The organism is Halomonas flagellata, from assembly GCF_022487945.1.
Taxonomy (GTDB): Bacteria; Pseudomonadota; Gammaproteobacteria; order Pseudomonadales; family Halomonadaceae; genus Halomonas; species Halomonas flagellata.
This window is the reverse complement of the sequence record NZ_JAKVPY010000019.1, coordinates 14,826-33,286: the sequence shown is the minus strand read 5'-3', so window position 1 is coordinate 33,286 and position 18,461 is coordinate 14,826. Positions and strand designations below refer to the sequence as shown.

Annotated in this window: 32 protein-coding genes; all 32 read right to left on the bottom strand. The window is 62.6% G+C overall.

Features of this window, described 5'->3' with window-relative positions; all coding sequences use genetic code 11:
- Positions 1 to 22: 22 nt before the first annotated feature.
- Positions 23 to 415: a 50S ribosomal protein L17 gene (gene rplQ / locus MKP05_RS15235; protein ID WP_102626739.1), complete on the bottom strand. Its 393-nt coding sequence runs from the start codon at positions 413 to 415 to the stop codon at positions 23 to 25.
- Positions 416 to 454: 39 nt separating this feature from the next.
- Positions 455 to 1,453 (bottom strand): DNA-directed RNA polymerase subunit alpha, encoded by a 999-nt coding sequence (locus MKP05_RS15230; RefSeq protein WP_110285353.1) that lies wholly within the window; start codon positions 1,451 to 1,453, stop codon positions 455 to 457.
- An 83-nt stretch (positions 1,454 to 1,536) separates the two neighbouring features.
- A complete protein-coding gene (gene rpsD, locus MKP05_RS15225) occupies positions 1,537 to 2,157 on the bottom strand; it encodes a 30S ribosomal protein S4 (RefSeq protein WP_110285354.1) in 621 nt (206 codons plus the stop codon).
- 12 nt (positions 2,158 to 2,169) lie between these two features.
- Entirely contained in the window at positions 2,170 to 2,556 is a 387-nt protein-coding gene (gene rpsK, locus MKP05_RS15220) for a 30S ribosomal protein S11 (protein ID WP_009723883.1), read from the bottom strand.
- A 39-nt stretch (positions 2,557 to 2,595) separates the two neighbouring features.
- Positions 2,596 to 2,952 (bottom strand): 30S ribosomal protein S13, encoded by a 357-nt coding sequence (gene rpsM / locus MKP05_RS15215; RefSeq protein ID WP_110285355.1) that lies wholly within the window; start codon positions 2,950 to 2,952, stop codon positions 2,596 to 2,598.
- 125 nt (positions 2,953 to 3,077) lie between these two features.
- The gene (rpmJ, locus tag MKP05_RS15210; protein ID WP_008959154.1) at positions 3,078 to 3,191 is read right to left on the bottom strand and encodes a 50S ribosomal protein L36; all 114 of its coding nucleotides are present in this window, start codon (positions 3,189 to 3,191) and stop codon (positions 3,078 to 3,080) included.
- Between the two features lie 77 nt (positions 3,192 to 3,268).
- Entirely contained in the window at positions 3,269 to 4,600 is a 1,332-nt protein-coding gene (gene secY, locus MKP05_RS15205; protein WP_110285356.1) for a preprotein translocase subunit SecY, read from the bottom strand.
- The gene (gene rplO, locus MKP05_RS15200; protein ID WP_110285357.1) at positions 4,601 to 5,035 is read right to left on the bottom strand and encodes a 50S ribosomal protein L15; all 435 of its coding nucleotides are present in this window, start codon (positions 5,033 to 5,035) and stop codon (positions 4,601 to 4,603) included.
- A 3-nt stretch (positions 5,036 to 5,038) separates the two neighbouring features.
- Entirely contained in the window at positions 5,039 to 5,221 is a 183-nt protein-coding gene (gene rpmD / locus MKP05_RS15195; protein WP_110285358.1) for a 50S ribosomal protein L30, read from the bottom strand.
- A gap of 5 nt (positions 5,222 to 5,226) precedes the next feature.
- The gene (gene rpsE, locus MKP05_RS15190; protein ID WP_102626745.1) at positions 5,227 to 5,727 is read right to left on the bottom strand and encodes a 30S ribosomal protein S5; all 501 of its coding nucleotides are present in this window, start codon (positions 5,725 to 5,727) and stop codon (positions 5,227 to 5,229) included.
- Positions 5,728 to 5,739: 12 nt separating this feature from the next.
- Positions 5,740 to 6,090, bottom strand: a complete 351-nt coding sequence (gene rplR, locus MKP05_RS15185; protein WP_102626746.1) for a 50S ribosomal protein L18 — start codon at positions 6,088 to 6,090, stop codon at positions 5,740 to 5,742.
- Positions 6,091 to 6,099: 9 nt separating this feature from the next.
- Positions 6,100 to 6,630, bottom strand: a complete 531-nt coding sequence (rplF, locus tag MKP05_RS15180; protein ID WP_110285359.1) for a 50S ribosomal protein L6 — start codon at positions 6,628 to 6,630, stop codon at positions 6,100 to 6,102.
- A gap of 9 nt (positions 6,631 to 6,639) precedes the next feature.
- Positions 6,640 to 7,032, bottom strand: a complete 393-nt coding sequence (gene rpsH / locus MKP05_RS15175) for a 30S ribosomal protein S8 (RefSeq protein WP_110285360.1) — start codon at positions 7,030 to 7,032, stop codon at positions 6,640 to 6,642.
- A 32-nt stretch (positions 7,033 to 7,064) separates the two neighbouring features.
- Entirely contained in the window at positions 7,065 to 7,370 is a 306-nt protein-coding gene (rpsN, locus tag MKP05_RS15170; RefSeq protein ID WP_110285361.1) for a 30S ribosomal protein S14, read from the bottom strand.
- Positions 7,371 to 7,380: 10 nt separating this feature from the next.
- The gene (gene rplE / locus MKP05_RS15165) at positions 7,381 to 7,920 is read right to left on the bottom strand and encodes a 50S ribosomal protein L5 (RefSeq protein ID WP_110285362.1); all 540 of its coding nucleotides are present in this window, start codon (positions 7,918 to 7,920) and stop codon (positions 7,381 to 7,383) included.
- Positions 7,921 to 7,938: 18 nt separating this feature from the next.
- On the bottom strand, positions 7,939 to 8,256 hold the full coding sequence (gene rplX, locus MKP05_RS15160) for a 50S ribosomal protein L24 (RefSeq protein WP_102626751.1): 318 nt from the start codon (positions 8,254 to 8,256) through the stop codon (positions 7,939 to 7,941).
- A 14-nt stretch (positions 8,257 to 8,270) separates the two neighbouring features.
- The gene (rplN, locus tag MKP05_RS15155) at positions 8,271 to 8,642 is read right to left on the bottom strand and encodes a 50S ribosomal protein L14 (RefSeq protein ID WP_008959163.1); all 372 of its coding nucleotides are present in this window, start codon (positions 8,640 to 8,642) and stop codon (positions 8,271 to 8,273) included.
- 39 nt (positions 8,643 to 8,681) lie between these two features.
- Positions 8,682 to 8,942: a 30S ribosomal protein S17 gene (gene rpsQ, locus MKP05_RS15150; protein WP_009099001.1), complete on the bottom strand. Its 261-nt coding sequence runs from the start codon at positions 8,940 to 8,942 to the stop codon at positions 8,682 to 8,684.
- Between the two features lies 1 nt (position 8,943).
- The gene (gene rpmC / locus MKP05_RS15145; protein WP_010626474.1) at positions 8,944 to 9,135 is read right to left on the bottom strand and encodes a 50S ribosomal protein L29; all 192 of its coding nucleotides are present in this window, start codon (positions 9,133 to 9,135) and stop codon (positions 8,944 to 8,946) included.
- A complete protein-coding gene (gene rplP, locus MKP05_RS15140) occupies positions 9,135 to 9,548 on the bottom strand; it encodes a 50S ribosomal protein L16 (RefSeq protein ID WP_110285363.1) in 414 nt (137 codons plus the stop codon). The genes rpmC and rplP overlap by 1 nt, the downstream gene beginning before the upstream one ends.
- A gap of 15 nt (positions 9,549 to 9,563) precedes the next feature.
- Positions 9,564 to 10,262: a 30S ribosomal protein S3 gene (gene rpsC, locus MKP05_RS15135; protein ID WP_110285364.1), complete on the bottom strand. Its 699-nt coding sequence runs from the start codon at positions 10,260 to 10,262 to the stop codon at positions 9,564 to 9,566.
- Between the two features lie 11 nt (positions 10,263 to 10,273).
- Complete coding sequence (gene rplV / locus MKP05_RS15130) at positions 10,274 to 10,606, bottom strand: 50S ribosomal protein L22 (RefSeq protein WP_089848247.1); 333 nt, start codon at positions 10,604 to 10,606, stop codon at positions 10,274 to 10,276.
- Between the two features lie 18 nt (positions 10,607 to 10,624).
- On the bottom strand, positions 10,625 to 10,900 hold the full coding sequence (gene rpsS / locus MKP05_RS15125) for a 30S ribosomal protein S19 (protein ID WP_008959165.1): 276 nt from the start codon (positions 10,898 to 10,900) through the stop codon (positions 10,625 to 10,627).
- Positions 10,901 to 10,933: 33 nt separating this feature from the next.
- Positions 10,934 to 11,764, bottom strand: a complete 831-nt coding sequence (gene rplB / locus MKP05_RS15120; RefSeq protein ID WP_110285365.1) for a 50S ribosomal protein L2 — start codon at positions 11,762 to 11,764, stop codon at positions 10,934 to 10,936.
- Positions 11,765 to 11,781: 17 nt separating this feature from the next.
- Entirely contained in the window at positions 11,782 to 12,078 is a 297-nt protein-coding gene (gene rplW / locus MKP05_RS15115) for a 50S ribosomal protein L23 (RefSeq protein ID WP_110285366.1), read from the bottom strand.
- Complete coding sequence (rplD, locus tag MKP05_RS15110; protein ID WP_110285367.1) at positions 12,075 to 12,683, bottom strand: 50S ribosomal protein L4; 609 nt, start codon at positions 12,681 to 12,683, stop codon at positions 12,075 to 12,077. Before rplD ends, rplW begins: the two co-directional genes overlap by 4 nt.
- 14 nt (positions 12,684 to 12,697) lie before the next feature.
- Positions 12,698 to 13,336 (bottom strand): 50S ribosomal protein L3, encoded by a 639-nt coding sequence (gene rplC, locus MKP05_RS15105; RefSeq protein WP_240569101.1) that lies wholly within the window; start codon positions 13,334 to 13,336, stop codon positions 12,698 to 12,700.
- A 161-nt stretch (positions 13,337 to 13,497) separates the two neighbouring features.
- Entirely contained in the window at positions 13,498 to 13,809 is a 312-nt protein-coding gene (gene rpsJ, locus MKP05_RS15100) for a 30S ribosomal protein S10 (protein ID WP_021819602.1), read from the bottom strand.
- Between the two features lie 164 nt (positions 13,810 to 13,973).
- Positions 13,974 to 15,167, bottom strand: coding sequence for an elongation factor Tu (tuf, locus tag MKP05_RS15095; RefSeq protein ID WP_240569100.1), 1,194 nt, complete (start codon positions 15,165 to 15,167; stop codon positions 13,974 to 13,976).
- 29 nt (positions 15,168 to 15,196) lie between these two features.
- On the bottom strand, positions 15,197 to 17,317 hold the full coding sequence (fusA, locus tag MKP05_RS15090) for an elongation factor G (protein WP_240569099.1): 2,121 nt from the start codon (positions 17,315 to 17,317) through the stop codon (positions 15,197 to 15,199).
- Between the two features lie 44 nt (positions 17,318 to 17,361).
- Positions 17,362 to 17,832: a 30S ribosomal protein S7 gene (gene rpsG / locus MKP05_RS15085; protein ID WP_102626760.1), complete on the bottom strand. Its 471-nt coding sequence runs from the start codon at positions 17,830 to 17,832 to the stop codon at positions 17,362 to 17,364.
- A gap of 120 nt (positions 17,833 to 17,952) precedes the next feature.
- Positions 17,953 to 18,327 (bottom strand): 30S ribosomal protein S12, encoded by a 375-nt coding sequence (gene rpsL / locus MKP05_RS15080; protein WP_071943783.1) that lies wholly within the window; start codon positions 18,325 to 18,327, stop codon positions 17,953 to 17,955.
- Positions 18,328 to 18,461: the final 134 nt, after the last annotated feature.

Sequence of the window (18,461 nt, the reverse complement as noted above, 5' to 3'; positions counted from 1 at the left end):
GGCCGAAGCCCGCTGCCGGGGATCACTCCTCGACGGCGACGTCCTCGTCCTCGACGATCGGGCGATCGACGAGTTCGACGAAGGCCATGGGGGCGTTGTCGCCGGTGCGGAAGCCGCACTTGAGGATACGGACGTAACCGCCCGGACGCTCGACGTAACGCGGGCCCAGCTCATTGAAGAGCTTGCCGACCGCTTCCTTCGAGCGGGTACGGCTGAAGGCCAGACGGCGGTTGGCGACGCTGTCCTGCTTGGCCAGGGTGATCAGCGGCTCGATGACGCGACGCAGCTCCTTGGCCTTGGGCAGGGTTGTCTTGATCACTTCGTGCTCGATCAACGACACGCTCATGTTCTTGAACATGGCCTGGCGGTGCGAGCTCGTGCGATTCAGGTGACGACCACTCTTACGATGACGCATGGTTGTGATTCCTTACCAAACTGGGACTCGAGTCGACGCTCACGCGGAGGCCTTGTCGTCCTTCAGGCTTGCCGGCGGCCAGTTCTCCAGCCGCATGCCCAGGGACAGACCACGGGCTGCCAGAACGTCCTTGATCTCGTTCAGGGACTTCTTGCCGAGGTTCGGGGTCTTCAGCAGCTCCACCTCGGTGCGCTGGATCAGATCGCCGATGTAGTAGATATTCTCGGCCTTCAGGCAGTTGGCACTGCGGACGGTCAACTCGAGATCGTCTACGGGGCGCAGCAGGATCGGATCGATGTGATCCTCCTCCTCCTCCACTTCCTGTTCCTTGTCGGCTTCCAGGTCGACGAACGCGGCCAGCTGCTCCTGCAGGATGGTCGCGCTGCGACGGATCGCCTCTTCCGGATCCAGGGTGCCGTCGGTCTCCAGGCTGATGATCAGCTTGTCGAGGTCGGTGCGCTGTTCGACACGCGCGGCCTCCACGGCGTAGGAAACCCGGCGCACGGGGCTGAAGGTCGCATCCAGCTGCAGGCGACCGATGCCACGAGACTCGTCGTCGGCACCGAGACGGGCATCTGCCGGCTCATAGCCGCGGCCGCGCGCCACCTTGAGCTGCATCTTCAGCTCGGCGCCTTCGTTGACGTGAGCGATGACGTGCTCGGGATTGACGATCTCGACGTCATGGTCGAGCGCGATGTCACCCGCGGTCACCACGGCCGGGCCCTGCTTGTTCAGCGAGAGCACCGCCTCGTCGCGGCTGTGCATCTTGATCGCCACGTCCTTGAGGTTCAGGAGGATTTCGATGACATCTTCCTGGACGCCCTCGATCGCGCTGTACTCGTGATCGACTCCGGCGATCTCGGCTTCCACCACGGCACAGCCGGGCATGGACGAGAGCAGGATGCGACGCAGTGCATTGCCCAGAGTGTGGCCGAAACCACGCTCGAAGGGCTCGAGCACGATCTTCGCGTGGTGTGCGCTGATTTCTTCGACCTTGATGTCGCGAGGCCGGAGAAACTCTGTCACTGAACGCTGCATATGAACACCTTTCAGGCTGCCAAACGGATACTCGGTACTCGTCACCGGGCCCGCACCGCGGGCCCGGCATCACCCGGAGGCGATTACTTCGAGTACAGCTCGACGATCAGGTTTTCGTTGATGTCGGCAGTCAGGTCACCGCGTTCAGGCAGAGCCTTGAAAGTGCCTTCCATCTTCTTGGCATCGATTTCGACCCAGGCCACATCGCCGCGGTTGGCGGAGATCGCCAGGGCATTCTGGATACGCGCCTGGTTCTTCGCCTTTTCGCGCACGGACACCACGTCCCCGGGCTTGACCTGGTAGGACGCCACGTTGACGGCGCGACCGTTCACGGCGATCGCCTTGTGACTGACCAGCTGACGCGCCTCGGAACGGGTCGAGCCGAAGCCCATGCGATAGACGACGTTGTCCAGTCGGGATTCGAGAAGCTGCAGCAACACCTCGCCGGTCGCGCCCTTGAGACGGGCCGCTTCCTTGTAGTAGTTGCGGAACTGCTTCTCGAGCACGCCGTACATGCGGCGCACTTTCTGCTTCTCGCGAAGCTGCAAGCCGTAGTCGGAAAGACGCTGACGGCGCTGGCCGTGCACACCCGGAATCTGCTCGGATTTGCACTTCTTCTCGAAGGGAGTGACACCGCTCTTGAGGAAGAGGTCGGTCCCCTCACGACGAGACAGTTTGCACTTCGGTCCAATGTAACGAGCCATGAATCTGTCTCCTTATACGCGGCGTTTCTTCGGCGGACGGCAGCCATTGTGGGGAATGGGCGTCGCGTCGGTGATGCTCTGCACGCGGAAGCCGGCGGCATTCAGAGCGCGCACGGCGGATTCACGGCCAGGACCGGGGCCCTTGACCAGCACGTCGACGTTTTTCACACCATACTCGGCTGCAGCAGTCGCTGCACGCTCGCTTGCCACTTGAGCAGCGAACGGGGTGCTCTTGCGAGAACCACGAAAACCCGAACCACCGGCAGTCGCCCAGGAAAGAGCGTTGCCCTGGCGGTCTGTGATCGTCACGATCGTGTTGTTAAAAGAGGCGTGGATATGCGCAACGGCATCCACCACCTGCTTTTTAACCTTTTTACGGTTGCTACGCGGGTTAGCCATGTTGATGTCTATTCCTGTCTTTACGCCAGAACGTGCGTGTTATTTGCGGATCGGCTTGCGCGGGCCCTTGCGGGTACGCGCATTGGTCTTGGTACGCTGACCACGCAGCGGAAGACCACGACGATGACGCAGACCACGGTAGCAACCCAGGTCCATGAGACGCTTGATATTCAGCGTGACATCACGGCGCAGGTCACCTTCAACGGTATACTTGCCGACTTCGGACCGCAGGGCATCCAGCTCTTCGCTGGACAGCTCCTGGATCTTGGTGGTCGGCGCGATGCCGGTCGCGGCACAGATCCCCTGAGCGCGAGTACGGCCAATCCCGAAGATATAGGTCAGCGAGATCGCCGCATGCTTGTTGTCCGGGATATTGACGCCTGCTATACGGGCCATCAGCTTACTCCGAAAATTGAGCGGCTTGCTCGATTGGTCATCTACAAAAGGCGCAACAGCATACCCCTTTCCCTACCAGAGGGCAAGGGGCATGCCGGCACCCGGTCCAGCACAGCGGTCGGGGCTCAGCCCTGACGCTGCTTGTGCCGCGGTTCGCTGCAGATGACGCGCACGGCGCCATTGCGACGAATGATCTTGCAGTTACGGCACATTTTCTTTACGGAAGCTCGAACTTTCATCGTTCCATCTCCAAAGTTGGCTCGCGCCCCGAGCCGACACTTCGGCTCGCGGCGCGCCAAATCGCCAGCGGCGCGCCTCAGCGCATGATGCCGCCGCTACCGTAGCCTTTCAGGTTGGACTTCTTCATCACCGACTCGTACTGGTGCGACATGAGGTGCGACTGCACCTGGGCCATGAAGTCCATGATCACCACCACCACGATCAGCAGCGAGGTACCGCCGAAGAAGAACGGCACGTTCCACGCCACGATCAGGAACTGGGGCATCAGGGAAACCGCAGTGATGTACAAGGCACCGAACAGGGTCAGACGGGTCATGACCTTGTCGACGTAGCGAGCGGTCTGCTCGCCCGGGCGAATCCCCGGCAGGAAGGCCCCCGACTTCTTGAGGTTGTCAGCGACATCCTTGGGATTGAAGACCAGCGCTGTGTAAAAGAAGCAGAAGAATACCACCGCCGCGCCGAAAAGCAAGATATACAGCGGCTGACCCGGGCCCAGGGCCTGGGAGGCGCGCTGCAGCCACTCCATGCCTTCGCCGGCCCCCACCCACTGGCCCAGCGAGGCCGGGAACAGCAGGATGCTGGAGGCGAAGATGGCCGGAATGACGCCGGCCATGTTCACCTTGAGCGGCAGGTAGCTGCTCTGGCCGGCGTACATCTTGTTGCCGACCTGGCGACGCGGGTAGTTCACCGTGATGCGGCGCTGGCCGCGTTCGATGAACACCACGAAGGCCACGGTCGCGACACCCAGCACGGTGAGGGCCAGCAGCGGCAACACGTTCCACGCCCCCTCGTTGCGGGCCAGCTCGAAGGCCTGGCCGACGGCGCCGGGCAGGCCGGCGACGATACCGGAGAAGATCAGCAGCGAGATGCCGTTGCCGATGCCCTTCTCGGTGATCTGCTCGCCCAGCCACATCAGGAACACCGCACCGGTCACGAAACTGACGATGGCGGTGAAATAGAAGCTGAAGTCGGCCGAGTAGGCGATGCCCTGGCTGGCCAGGCCCACCGACATGCCGGTGGCCTGGACCAGCGCCAGGACAACGGTGCCGTAGCGGGTGTACTGGCTGATCTTGCGGCGGCCGGCCTCGCCTTCCTTCTTGAGCTGCTCGAGGTGAGGCGAGACCGCGGTCAGCAGCTGCATGATGATCGACGCCGAGATGTAGGGCATGATGCCCAGCGCCATGATGCTCATGCGCTCCAGGGCGCCACCCGAGAACATGTTGAACATGCCCAGGATGGTGCCCTGCTGCTCCCTGAACAAGGCAGCAAGCTGGTCAGGATTGATACCGGGAACGGGGATGTGGGCACCGATACGGTAGACCACGATGGCGAGGAGCACGAAGCGCAGACGCGCCCACAGTTCACTCAGACCGCTGCCCATCGCCGGCATTTTTCCTGACTTGGCCATTTAGTCCTCTACCTTGCCACCGGCGGCTTCGATCGCGGCACGGGCACCCTTGGTGACCTTGAGGCCGCGAACCGTGACCGCCTTGTTCAGTTCGCCGGAAAGGATCACCTTCGCGTGCTGCGTGGCGTCCTTCAGCACGTTGGCCTGCTTGAGGCTGTCCAGGGTGACCTCGTCACCGGCGACCTTGGCCAGTTCGGCCAGGCGGACCTCCTCGGAGACCAACGACTTCATGGAGGTGAAGCCGAACTTGGGCAGACGCCGCTGCAACGGCATCTGGCCACCCTCGAAACCGGGCTTCACCGTGCCGCCGCTGCGCGCTTTCTGGCCCTTGTGGCCGCGGCCACCGGTCTTGCCCAGACCGGAGCCGATGCCACGGCCGACGCGCTTCTCGGCGTGCTTGGAACCCGGAGCCGGGCTCAGGCTATTGAGTTTCATGGATTACTCTCCCTCAACGCGCACAAGGTAGTTGACCTTGTGGATCATGCCGCGCACGGCAGGGGTGTCTTCCAGCTCGACCGAGTGACCGATGCGGCGCAGCCCGAGGCCCTTCATGGTGGCCTTGTGCTTGGGCAGGATGCCGATGGTGCTGCGGGTCTGGGTAACCTTGAGTGTTGCTGCCATGGTATTTACCCCGTGATCGCTTCGACGGACAGACCGCGCTTGGCGGCGATGTCATCCGGCGACTGCATGGAGGCCAGACCATTGACGGTCGCCCGCACCACGTTCACCGGGTTGGTGGAGCCGTAGCACTTGGCCAGGACGTCGTGGACGCCGGCCAGCTCGAGCACGGAGCGCATGGCGCCGCCGGCGATGATCCCGGTACCCTCGGAGGCCGGCTGCATGTACACCTTGGAGGCGCCGTGACGGGCCTTGACCGGGTACTGCAGGGTGCCACCGCTGAGGTTCACCTTGATCATGTTGCGGCGCGCCTGGTCCATCGCCTTCTGGATCGCGACCGGCACTTCACGCGCCTTGCCACGACCGAAGCCGACACGACCCTTGCCATCGCCCACGACGGTCAGGGCGGTGAAACCGAAGATCCGGCCACCCTTGACCACCTTGGCGACACGGTTGACCTGCACGAGCTTTTCCTGCAGATCGCCGCTTTGCTGTTCGTTCTTCGCCATCGTAAAAACCCTTTAGAATTCCAGGCCGCCTTCACGAGCGGCGTCGGCCAGGGCCTTCACGCGACCGTGGTACTTGAAACCGGCACGATCGAAGGCCACCTGGGTGATGCCTGCCTGCTTGGCGCGTTCGGCAATCAGTGCGCCCACCTTGGCGGCGGCGTCGGCGTTGCCGGTCGCACCCTCACGCAGGGCCTTGTCCAGCGTGGAAGCACTGGCCAGGACCTTGCCACCATCCGGCGAGATGATCTGCGCGTAGATGTGGCGGGGGGTACGGTTGACGCACAGGCGATACACGCCCAGCTCGCGGATCTTGGCGCGAGCACGGCGGGCACGACGGAGACGAGATTCTTTCTTCGCGTTCATAACCCTGCCTTACTTCTTCTTGGCTTCTTTGCGACGCACCTGCTCGTCGGCGTACCGGACACCCTTGCCCTTGTAGGGCTCGGGCGGACGGAAGGCGCGGATTTCCGCGGCGACCTGGCCGAGCTTCTGCTTGTCCGCGCTCTTCAGCACGATCACGGTGTTCTTGGGCGTTTCCGCCACGACACCGTCAGGCAGCGTGTAGTCGACCGGGTGCGAGAAGCCCAGTGTAAGATTGAGCGTCTGGCCCTTTGCCTGGGCACGATAACCGACGCCGTTGATCTCGAGGGTCCTGGTGAAGCCCTCGGAGACACCGGTGACCAGGTTCTGGACCAGGGCACGGGTGGTACCGACCATTGCCCAGCTCTTGGCGGACTCGCTCGGGGCGAAGGTCAGCTGTCCGTCCTCCTGACCGATCGCCACATCGGCGTGCACGGTCATGGACAGGGTGCCCTGGCCGCCCTTGACGGTCAGCTGGTCGCCGTCGAACTTGATGTCGACGCCGCTGGGCACTTTAACCGGATATTTGGCTACGCGGGACATTCCAAACTCCTAGAATACGGTGCAGATGACTTCGCCACCGACACCAGCCTTGCGAGCCGCACGATCGGTCATCACCCCATTGGAGGTGGTGACGATCGCGATACCCAGGCCATCGGCGACCTTCGGAAGCGCGTCCTTGCCCTTGTAGGAGCGAAGGGACGGCTTGGAAACCCGCTGGATGTGCTCGATGACCGGCTTGCCCTCGAAATACTTGAGGGTCACGGCCAGCTCGGGCTTGGCACCTTCGGACACCGCGAAGTCGTTGATGTAGCCCTCTTCCTTCAATACGCGAGCCACCTCGACCTTCAGCTTGGAGGACGGCATGGAAACCGTCTCCTTGGTGGCCATCTGCGCATTGCGGATACGGGTGAACATATCCGCCAGAGTGTCTTGCATGCTCATTTACGTTGCGCTCCTGATGTTTCTACGTGGCGTTACCAGCTGGACTTCTTCAGCCCAGGGACGTCGCCACGCATGGCGGCTTCACGCAGCTTGTTGCGGCCGAGGCCGAACTTGTTGTAGAAGCCGTGCGGACGGCCAGTGATACGGCAGCGGTTGCGCTGGCGCACCGGGCTGGAGTCGCGCGGCAGCTGCTGCAGCTTCAGCGTTGCCTCGAAGCGCTCTTCATCGGAAGCGTTGACGTCCTGGATGACCGCCTTGAGCTCGGCGCGCTTGGCGGCATACTTCGCCACCAGCTTGGTGCGCTTGAGCTCACGCTCTACCATGCTCTTCTTTGCCATGATCCCACCCTTATTTCTTGAACGGGAAGTTCAGCGCGCTCAGCAGCGCACGACCTTCTTCATCGGTGTTGGCGGTGGTGGTGATGGTGACATCCAGACCACGAATCCGATCGATCTTATCATACTCGATCTCCGGGAAGATGATCTGCTCACGCACCCCCATGGAGTAGTTGCCACGACCGTCGAAGGACTTCGGGTTGAGACCACGGAAGTCACGAACGCGGGGGATCGCGATATTCACCAGGCGATCGAGGAAGTCCCACATGCGCGCGGAGCGCAGGGTCACCTTGATCCCGATCGGCCAGCCTTCACGCACCTTGAAGCCCGCGATGGACTTGCGCGCCTTGGTCACCAACGGCTTCTGACCGGAGAGCTTCTCCAGGTCACCGATGGCATTCTCGATCAGCTTCTTGTCGCTGGTCGCTTCGCCGATGCCCATGTTCAGAGTCACCTTGGTGATCCGCGGCACCTGCATCACGTTGGCGTAGCTGAACTGCTCTTTGAGTTGAGCCACCACCTCGTTCTGATAACGTTCTTTCAAGTTCGCCATTTTGCTACCCGACTCGCGTTAGGCGTCGATCTGCGTCTGCGTCGACTTGTAGATACGTACCTTGGTACCGTCTTCCTTCACCTGGAAGCCGACGCGATCCGCCTTACCGGTCTCCTGATTGAAGATGGCAACATTGGACGCGTGAATCGGAGCCTCGCGCTCGACGATACCGCCCTGCTTACCCGCCATGGGGTTGGGCTTGGTGTGACGCTTGATCATGTTCACACCGGACACGACGAAGCGTTCGTCCTTGAGGACGCGCTTGACCGTGCCACGCTTGCCCTTGTCCTTGCCGGCGATGACGACCACTTCATCGTCACGTTTGATCTTTTGCATATCCGCCTCGCTCCTTACAGCACTTCGGGCGCCAGGGAAATGATCTTCATGAACTTCTCGTTCCGAAGCTCACGAGTTACCGGCCCGAAGATACGGGTTCCGATCGGCTGTTCGTTGGTGTTGTTCAACAGAACCGCCGCATTTCCGTCGAAGCGGATCAGCGAACCGTCGGGACGACGAACGCCACTGCGGGTGCGAACCACCACCGCCTTGAGGACCTGGCCCTTCTTGACCTTGCCACGCGGGATGGCTTCCTTCACCGTGACCTTGATGATGTCACCGACGCGGGCGTAACGGCGGTGTGAACCGCCGAGCACCTTGATGCACTGCACCCGGCGCGCTCCGCTGTTGTCGGCGACATCCAGCATTGTCTGAGTCTGAATCATCGGTTTTCTCCAAACCTAATCTGACTGCTCTCGCCGAGCTCAGCCCTTGGCCTGCTCGACCACCTCGACCAGCGTCCAGGCCTTCTTCTTGGACAGCGGACGGCACTCCTGGATGGAGACGGTGTCGCCGGCCTTCGCCTGGTTCGCCTCGTCATGGGCGTGCAGCTTGGTGGAGCGCTTAACGTATTTGCCATAGATCGGGTGACGCTCACGGCGCTCGATCATCACGACGATGGACTTGTCCATCTTGTCGCTCACCACCTTGCCGGTGAGCGTACGGGCTTTCTTTTCTTCGGCCATCTCAGTCACCTGCCTTCTCGTTGAGCACAGTCTTCACCCGGGCGATATCCCGACGAACCTGCTTGAGCAGATGAGTCTGGCTCAGCTGGCCGGTGGCCTTCTGCATGCGCAGGTTGAACTGCTCGCGGAGGAGTTCGAAGAGCTGCTCCTGGAGCTGCTCGACTGATTTTTCACGAATTTCCTGGGCTTTCATCACATCACCGTCCGTTTCACAAAGGTGGTGGACAGGGGCATCTTCTGGGCGGCCAGGGAGAAGGCTTCACGGGCCAGCTCCTCGGGAACGCCTTCGATCTCGTACAGGACCCGACCCGGCTGGATCTGCGCGACCCAGTACTCGACGGAGCCCTTGCCCTTACCCATACGGACTTCGAGCGGCTTCTTGGAAATCGGCTTGTCGGGGAAGACGCGGATCCAGATCTTGCCGCCACGCTTGACGTGACGGGTGATCGCACGACGGCCGGCTTCGATCTGGCGCGCCGTGATGCGGCCGCGACCGGTAGCCTTGAGGCCGTATTCCCCGAAGCTCACCTTGCTTCCGCGATGCGCCAGGCCACGGTTGCGGCCCTTCATCATCTTGCGGAACTTCATACGCTTGGGCTGTAACATCGACTCGCTCTCCCCTTACCTGGAACCTTTCTTCTTGGAGGGCGCGGCCTGCGGCTGTTTCGCCTTGGCGCGGACCTCTTCGATGCCCCCGAGGATTTCACCCTTGAAGACCCAGACCTTGACACCGATGATGCCGTAGGTGGTCTTGGCTTCGTAGGTGGCGTAGTCGATGTCCGCACGCAGGGTGTGCAGCGGAACGCGACCTTCCCGGTACCACTCGGTGCGGGCGATTTCCGCACCGCCGAGGCGGCCGGAGAGCTGCACCTTGATGCCGCCGGCGCCCAGACGCATGGCGTTCTGCACGGCACGCTTCATGGCGCGACGGAACATCACGCGACGCTCGAGCTGGCCGGCGATGTTCTGCGCGACGAGCTTGGCATCCAGCTCCGGCTTGCGGACTTCCTCGATGTTGACGTGCACGGGCACGCCCATCATCGCGGTGACCTCGCGGCGCAGACGATCGACGTCCTCGCCCTTCTTGCCGATCACGATGCCCGGACGGGCAGTGTGAATGGTGATGCGGGCGTTGTTGGCCGGACGCTCGATGTGAATGCGGCTCACGGAAGCGTTCTTCAGGCGCTCCTCGAGGAAGCGACGCACTTCGAGGTCGTTGTTGAGCTTGTCGGCATAGGCGCCGCGCTCGGCATACCAGACGGAGGTATGGTCCTTGACGATACCCAGCCGGATGCCTGTTGGATTGACTTTCTGACCCATCTGGTCGACTCCTACTTCTCGGCTACCTTGACGGTGATGTGGCAGGTGCGCTTCAGAATGCGATCCGCACGGCCCTTGGCGCGCGGACGGATGCGCTTGAGCGTCATGCCCTCATCGACGCAGATGGTCGAGACACGCAGCTCGTCGATATCCATGCCGTTGTTTTCTTCCGCGTTCGCGATGGCGGACTGAAGCACCTTCTTGACCAGCTTGGCAGCCTTCTTCGGCGAGAAGGTCAGCAGGTCCAGCGCTTCGGCGACCGGCTTATCGCGCACCTGGTCAGCCACCAAACGGGCCTTCTGGGCGGATAAACGAGCGCCACGCAGCTTAGCTGTGACTTCCATCTCTCAATCCTCTCTGGCTTACCGTTTGGCTTTCTTGTCCGCCGCGTGACCGCGATAGGTGCGGGTGGCAGCGAATTCGCCCAGCTTGTGGCCAACCATTTCCTCGGAGACATGCACCGGGACGTGCTGGCGACCGTTATGGACTGCAATGGTGAGCCCGACCATGTTGGGCAGGATCATGGAGCGACGCGACCAGGTCTTGATCGGTTTGCGGTCGCTCTTCTCCACTGCAGCCTCAACCTTCTTCAGCAGATGAAGGTCAATGAAGGGACCTTTCTTCAGTGAACGTGGCACAGCCGTTACCTCTTAATGTCTTGGCGTAAGTTCTCAGTTCCGTGCCTTGCGGCGACGGACGATCAGCTTGTCGGTGCGCTTGTTCTTGCGGGTCTTGTGGCCCTTGGTGGGGATACCCCACGGGGTCACCGGGTGACGACCACCGCTGGTGCGGCCTTCACCGCCACCGTGCGGGTGGTCCACCGGGTTCATGACCACGCCGCGAACGGTCGGACGCACACCTCTCCAGCGCTTCGCACCGGCCTTGCCAAGCTGACGCAGGCTGTGCTCGGAGTTGCTCACTTCACCCAGGGTCGCGCGGCACTCGGCCAGCACCTTGCGCATCTCGCCGGAGCGCAGGCGCAGGGTGGCGTAGTTGCCCTCACGGGCGACCAGCTGGGCGCTGGTGCCGGCGCTGCGGACAAGCTGGGCGCCCTTGCCGGGCTTGAGCTCGATGCAGTGCACGGTGGAACCCAGCGGAATGTTGCGCAGCGGCAGGGCGTTACCCTTCTTGATCGCCGCGTTGACGCCGGACTCGAGACGGTCGCCCGCGCTCACGCCCTTGGGCGCGATGATGTAGCGACGCTCGCCGTCGAGGTACTTCAGCAACGCGATGTGCGCGCTGCGGTTCGGATCGTACTCCAGGCGCTCGACGACGGCGGGGACGCCATCCTTGGTACGCTTGAAGTCGATGAGCCGGTAGTGCTGACGGTGACCACCGCCCACATGACGGGTGGTGATGCGGCCGTTGTTGTTGCGCCCACCGCTGCGTGTCTGCCTCTCGAGCAGCGGCGCATAGGGCCGGCCCTTGTGCAGCTCGTCACCGACGATCTTGACGACGTGGCGACGACCGGCGGATGTGGGTTTAGTCTTGACGATTGCCATGATCCGTACTCCTGCCCTTATTCGGCGCCAGAGAAGTCTTCAAGGGTTTCGCCGGCGGCCAGTGTCACGTAGGCCTTGCGATACCCCTGGCGATGACCCAGACCCTGCGCGGTGCGCTTGGTCTTGCCCTTCATGTTCAGCACCTGAACGCGGTCGACCTTCTTGCCGAACAGGACCTGCACGGCCTTCTTGATCTCGGGCTTGGTCGCGTCGCTGGCCACCTTGAACACGTACTGGTTGCGTTCGGCGGCCATGGCGGCCTTCTCGGTCACGTGCGGACCGAGCAGAACCTTGAATACACGCTCTTGGTTCATGCCAGCTTCTCCTCGAATTTGCGCAGGGCGGAGACGGTGACCAGCACCTTGTCGAAGGCGACCAGGCTCACCGGGTCGGCGGCAGCCACATCCACCACATCCACATTGGGGATGTTGCGGGCGGCGAGGTAGAGCTTCTCGTCGACTTCCTCGGTGACGATCAGCACCTTCTCCAGGTCGAGCTCCTTGAGCTTGGCCACCAGCTGCTTGGTCTTGGGCGCCTCGACGGTGATCTCGTCGACGGCGACCAGACGCTCCTGACGCACCAGCTCGGAGAGGATCGAGCGCATGGCCGCGCGGTACATCTTGCGGTTGACCTTCTGGGAGTGGTCCTGCGGACGGGCCGCGAAGGTCACGCCGCCGCTGCGCCAGATCGGCGAGCGAATGGTACCGGCACGGGCACGGCCGGTGCCCTTCTGACGCCACGGCTTCTTGCCGCCGCCGCGCACGTCGGAACGGTTCTTCTGGGCACGGGTGCCCTGGCGACCACCGGCCAGATAGGCGGTGACGACCTGGTGCACGAGCGCTTCATTGAATTCTTTGCCAAAGGTGGCATCGGATACTTCGACGGTACCGGCGCCTGCACCTGCAAGATTCAGATTCATCGGTAAGTTCCCCTTCAGCCTGCTTTGACGGCGCTGCGCACGATGACATCACTGCCGGTGGCGCCGGGTACGGCACCCTTGACCAGCAACAGGTTGCGTTCGGCGTCGACGCGGACGACTTCGAGGCTCTGCACGGTGCAACGGACGTTGCCCATCTGGCCGGCCATCTTCTTGCCCTTGAACACGCGGCCCGGCGTCTGGCACATGCCGATGGAACCCGGCGCGCGATGCGACAGGGAGTTACCGTGGGTGTTGTCCTGGGTGCGGAAGTTCCAGCGCTTGACGGCGCCCTGGAAGCCCTTGCCCTTGGAGGTGCCGGTCACGTCGATCATCTGACCAGCTTCGAAGAGGGATACGGTGAGTTCGCCGCCCACTTCCGGAGCATCAAAGCCTTCGGGAAGGCGAAACTCCATCAGCGAACGACCGGCCTCGACACCTGCCTTGGCGAACAGCCCGGCCTGGGCTTTCGACAGGTGCTTGGCCTTGCGGGAGCCGGTTGTCACCTGAACCGCGGAGTAGCCGTCGCTCTCGACGGACTTGACGCGAGTCACGCGGTTGGGCTCAACCTCGATCACGGTCACGGGCACGGATGCGCCATCCTCGGTGAAGACGCGGGTCATCCCGGCCTTCCTACCGACCAAACCGATAGTCATTCTCAGTCTCCTTTAGTGTACGGGGCTGTCACCCGCTATGGCTGCCCTTTCCAGAGCATTCCACTAGCACGTTGTGTGACGCCATCACGGCGTGGCGGCTGCTGCTCATGCCGGCCTTTCCGGGGCGGACGAGCGCTGGGCCGCGAGTGTCTAGTGTGGTCTCAGTCGAGCTTGATCTGCACGTCCACGCCGGCGGCGAGGTCGAGCTTCATCAGGGCATCAACGGTCTTTTCCGTGGGTTCGACGATGTCGAGCACACGCTTGTGGGTACGAATCTCGTACTGGTCGCGCGCGTCCTTGTTGACGTGCGGCGAGATCAGCACGGTGTACCGCTCGCGATTGGTCGGCAAGGGAATCGGACCACGAACCTGGGCGCCGGTACGCTTGGCGGTCTCAACGATCTCCGCAGCGGACTGGTCGATCAGGCGATGGTCGAAAGCCTTCAACCGAATGCGAATCTTCTGGTTCTGCATTTGCCCTAAACTCCAATGGATCTCGACGGCGCGAGCCGTCCACCCACGCATTCAAAGGATGCGCATTATAGGCACGCCGGCAACGAGTGTCAATCACTCGCCGCGGTGCGCAGAAAGGGGGCCCCTCACGGAGCCCCCTTCGATCGATCCAGCAGTCCGGAGACTTACTGAACGATCTTGGCCACGACGCCGGCGCCGACGGTACGACCGCCTTCGCGGATGGCGAAACGCAGGCCCTCGTCCATGGCGATCGGGGCGATCAGGGTGACAACCATCTTGACGTTGTCGCCCGGCATGACCATCTCGACGCCTTCCGGCAGTTCACAGGTACCGGTGATGTCGGTGGTACGGAAGTAGAACTGCGGACGGTAACCCTTGAAGAACGGGGTATGACGACCACCCTCTTCCTTGGACAGCACGTAGACTTCGGCCTCGAAGACGGTGTGCGGGGTGATGGTGCCCGGCTTGGCCAGGACCTGACCACGCTCGACGTCGTCGCGCTTGGTGCCGCGCAGCAGGGCGCCGACGTTCTCGCCCGCACGACCTTCGTCGAGCAGCTTGCGGAACATCTCGACACCGGTGACGACGGTCTTGGTGGTGTCCTTGATGCCGACGATCTCGATCTCTTCGCCGGCCTTGATGATGCCGCGCTCGATACGCCCGGTCACCACGGTGCCGCGGCCGGAGATGGAGAAGACGTCCTCGATCGGCATCAGGAACGGCTGGTCGATGGCGCGCTCCGGCTCCGGGATGTAGTCGTCCAGGGCCTTGATCAGGTTGGCAACGGCGGTGGTACCCATGCCGTTGTCGTCTTTGCCTTCCAGGGCCATCAGGGCGGACCCGGTGATGATCGGGGTGTCGTCACCCGGGAAGTCGTACTCGCTCAGGAGTTCACGCACTTCCATCTCGACCAGCTCGAGCAGCTCTTCGTCGTCGACCATGTCGGCCTTGTTCAGGAACACGACGATGTACGGCACGCCGACCTGACGGGAGAGCAGGATGTGCTCGCGGGTCTGCGGCATGGGACCGTCGGCGGCGGACACCACCAGGATGGCGCCATCCATCTGGGCCGCACCGGTGATCATGTTCTTGACGTAGTCGGCGTGCCCCGGGCAGTCGACGTGCGCGTAGTGGCGCTGCTCGGACTGGTATTCCACGTGAGAGGTGGCGATGGTGATGCCGCGCTCACGCTCTTCCGGGGCGTTGTCGATGGAGTCGAACTCACGCCAGTCGCCACCGAACACCTCGGCGGAGACACGGGTCAGGGCCGCAGTCAGGGTGGTCTTGCCGTGGTCGACGTGACCGATGGTGCCGACGTTGACGTGCGGTTTGGAACGTTCGAATTTTTCCTTAGCCACTGCTATAACCTCTTTACGTTAGCTAACGGTTAACCGTTCTGGTTGATGACGGCTTCAACGACGCTGGACGGCGCCTCTTCGTAACTCGCAAACTCCATGGTGTAGCTTGCGCGGCCCTGGGTCTGAGAACGCAGGTCGGTCGCATAACCGAACATCTCAGCCAGCGGTACCGTGGCGCGGATGACCTTGCCGGAAGAGGAGTCATCCATGCCCTGAACGAGGCCACGACGGCGGTTCAGGTCGCCCATGACGTCACCCATGAAGTCCTCGGGGGTCACGACCTCGACCTTCATCACCGGCTCCAGGAGCACGGCCTTCGCCTTCTTGGCACCTTCCTTGATCGCCATGGAAGAGGCAACCTTGAACGCGGTCTCGTTCGAGTCCACGTCATGGTAGGAACCGTCGAACAGCGTGACCTTGACGTCAATCATCGGGTAGCCCGCGATGACACCGTTCTGCAGCTGCTCGTAGGCCCCTTTCTCGACGGCCGGCACGTATTCCTTGGGAACCACGCCGCCAACGATCTCCGAGGCGAACTTGAAGTGCATGTCCTCGTCTTCGCCCTTGTCCTCTGCGGTGAGAGGCTCGATGCGAAGATAGACGTGGCCATACTGGCCGCGACCGCCGGACTGGCGAACGAACTTGCCTTCCTGCTCGACACTCTTGCGGATGGTCTCGCGATAGGCCACCTGCGGCTTGCCGATGTTGGCCTCGACCTTGAACTCGCGACGCATGCGATCGACGAGGATGTCGAGATGCAGCTCGCCCATGCCGGAGATGATGGTCTGGCCGGTCTCTTCGTCGGTCTTGACCTGGAAGGAGGGATCTTCCTGGGCCAGCTTGCCCAGCGCCACGCCCATCTTCTCCTGGTCGGCCTTGGACTTCGGCTCGACGGCCACGGAGATCACCGGGTCCGGGAACTCCATGCGCTCGAGAACGATCTTGTCGTTCAGGTCGCACAGGGTGTCACCGGTGGTGACGTCCTTGAGGCCAATGCAGGCGGCGATGTCGCCGGCGAGCACTTCCTTGATCTCCTCGCGGGAGTTGGCGTGCATCTGCACGATACGCCCCACGCGCTCCTTCTTCTGCTTGACCGAGTTGTAGACGCTGTCGCCCGACTTCAGCACACCCGAATAGACGCGGATGAAGGTCAGGGTGCCGACGAAGGGGTCGGTGGCGATCTTGAACGCCAGCGCCGAGAAGGGCGCGCTGTCGTCCGCCTCGCGCGTGGCGATGGTGCCGTCCTTGTCGTCCAGCTCACCCTCGATGGCCTTGACCTCGGTGGGCGACGGCATGTACTCGATGACGCCGTCCAGCACCGCCTGCACGCCCTTGTTCTTGAACGCCGAGCCGCAGGTGACCAGCACGATCTCGTTGTCCAGGGTACGACGACGCAGGCCGGCCTTGATCTCCTCGGGAGTAAGCTCGCCCTCCTCGAGGTACTTGTCCATCAGCTCCTCGGAGGCCTCGGCGGCCGCCTCGACCATCTCCTCGCGATACTTCTCGGCGGTTTCCTGCAGCTCGGCGGGAATGTCCACCAAGTCGTACTTCATGCCGAAGTTGGCCTCATCCCAGAGGATGGCCTTCATCGTGATCAGGTCGATGACGCCCTTGAACTCGTCCTCGGTGCCCCAGTTGATCTGGATCGGCACGGCGTTGGCGCCGAGACGCTCCTTGAGCTGCTCGACCACCATGAAGAAGTCGGCGCCGGTACGGTCCATCTTGTTGACGAACACCATGCGCGGGACTTCGTACTTGTTGGCCTGACGCCAGACGGTCTCGGTCTGGGGCTGCACGCCGGAGGAGCCGCACAGCACGACGACGGCACCGTCGAGCACGCGCAGGGAACGCTCGACCTCGATGGTGAAGTCGACGTGCCCGGGGGTGTCGATGATGTTGATGCGGTGCTCATCGAACTGCTTGTTCATGCCCTGCCAGAAGCAGGTGGTCGCCGCGGAGGTGATGGTGATGCCACGCTCCTGCTCCTGCTCCATCCAGTCCATGGTGGCGGCGCCCTCATGGACCTCGCCGACCTTGTGGGACAGGCCGGTGTAGAACAGGACACGCTCGGTCGTGGTGGTCTTGCCGGCGTCGACGTGTGCAACGATACCGATATTGCGGTAACGATTTAGCGGAGTCTTGCGAGCCACGTTGGAACTCCCCGTTGGTTGGCGATGCGTTAGAAGCGCTGCACTTAGAAACGATAGTGCGAGAAGGCCTTGTTGGCCTCTGCCATGCGATGCACGTCCTCACGCTTCTTGACGGCCGAGCCCTTGCCTTCGGCGGCATCCAGCATCTCGCCGGCCAGGCGCTGCACCATGGTCTTCTCGCCACGACGGCGGGCGGCATCCACCAGCCAGCGCATGGCCAGCGCCTGACGGCGCGAAGGACGCACCTCGACCGGCACCTGATAGGTCGCGCCGCCGACGCGGCGTGACTTGACCTCGACCATGGGCTGGATGGCTTCCAGCGCCTTGTCGAAGATCTCCAGCGGCTCTTCCTTGCTACGCTCGGCAACCCTGTCCAGCGCACCATAGACGATGCGCTCAGCTACGGACTTCTTGCCGCTGACCATCAGGTGGTTCATGAACTTCGCCAGGCGCTCGCTTCCGAACTTGGGATCCGGCAGGATCTCGCGCTTAGCCGCAACTCTTCTTCTAGGCATGATAAGCCCTCTGTAAAGGGTCCTTCAGGTAAACCCGAGACGACCACCGACGGCGGTGCTCGACCTTACTCTTATCAGACCGATGCCATGTATTCAGTGGGGTTGGCGTGAGCCACCCGATTACACCTTGGGACGCTTGGTACCGTACTTGGAGCGCCCCTGCTTGCGGTTCTGCACGCCGGAGGTGTCCAGGGCGCCACGCACGGTGTGATAGCGCACACCGGGAAGGTCCTTGACACGGCCGCCGCGGATCAGGACCACGGAGTGCTCCTGAAGGTTGTGGCCCTCACCACCGATGTACGAGGAGACCTCGTAGCCGTTGGTCAGGCGCACGCGGCAGACTTTCCGCAGTGCCGAGTTCGGCTTCTTCGGGGTAGTAGTGTAGACGCGGGTGCAGACCCCGCGCTTCTGCGGGCAGGCCTGCAGCGCCGGCACGTCGCTCTTGGCGGCCTGGCGCTTGCGCGGCTTGCGCACGAGCTGATTGATCGTTGCCATGGTGTGTAGCTGACTCCAATGGGTTGCCTTGCCTTTTCCAGCGGGCGCGGGCGCACCCACCCCACTGTTAAAGGCTGCGCATTCTAATGGCTGACGAGGCTGGCCGTCAAGCATGGCGCCTCCCCCGCCGGGGG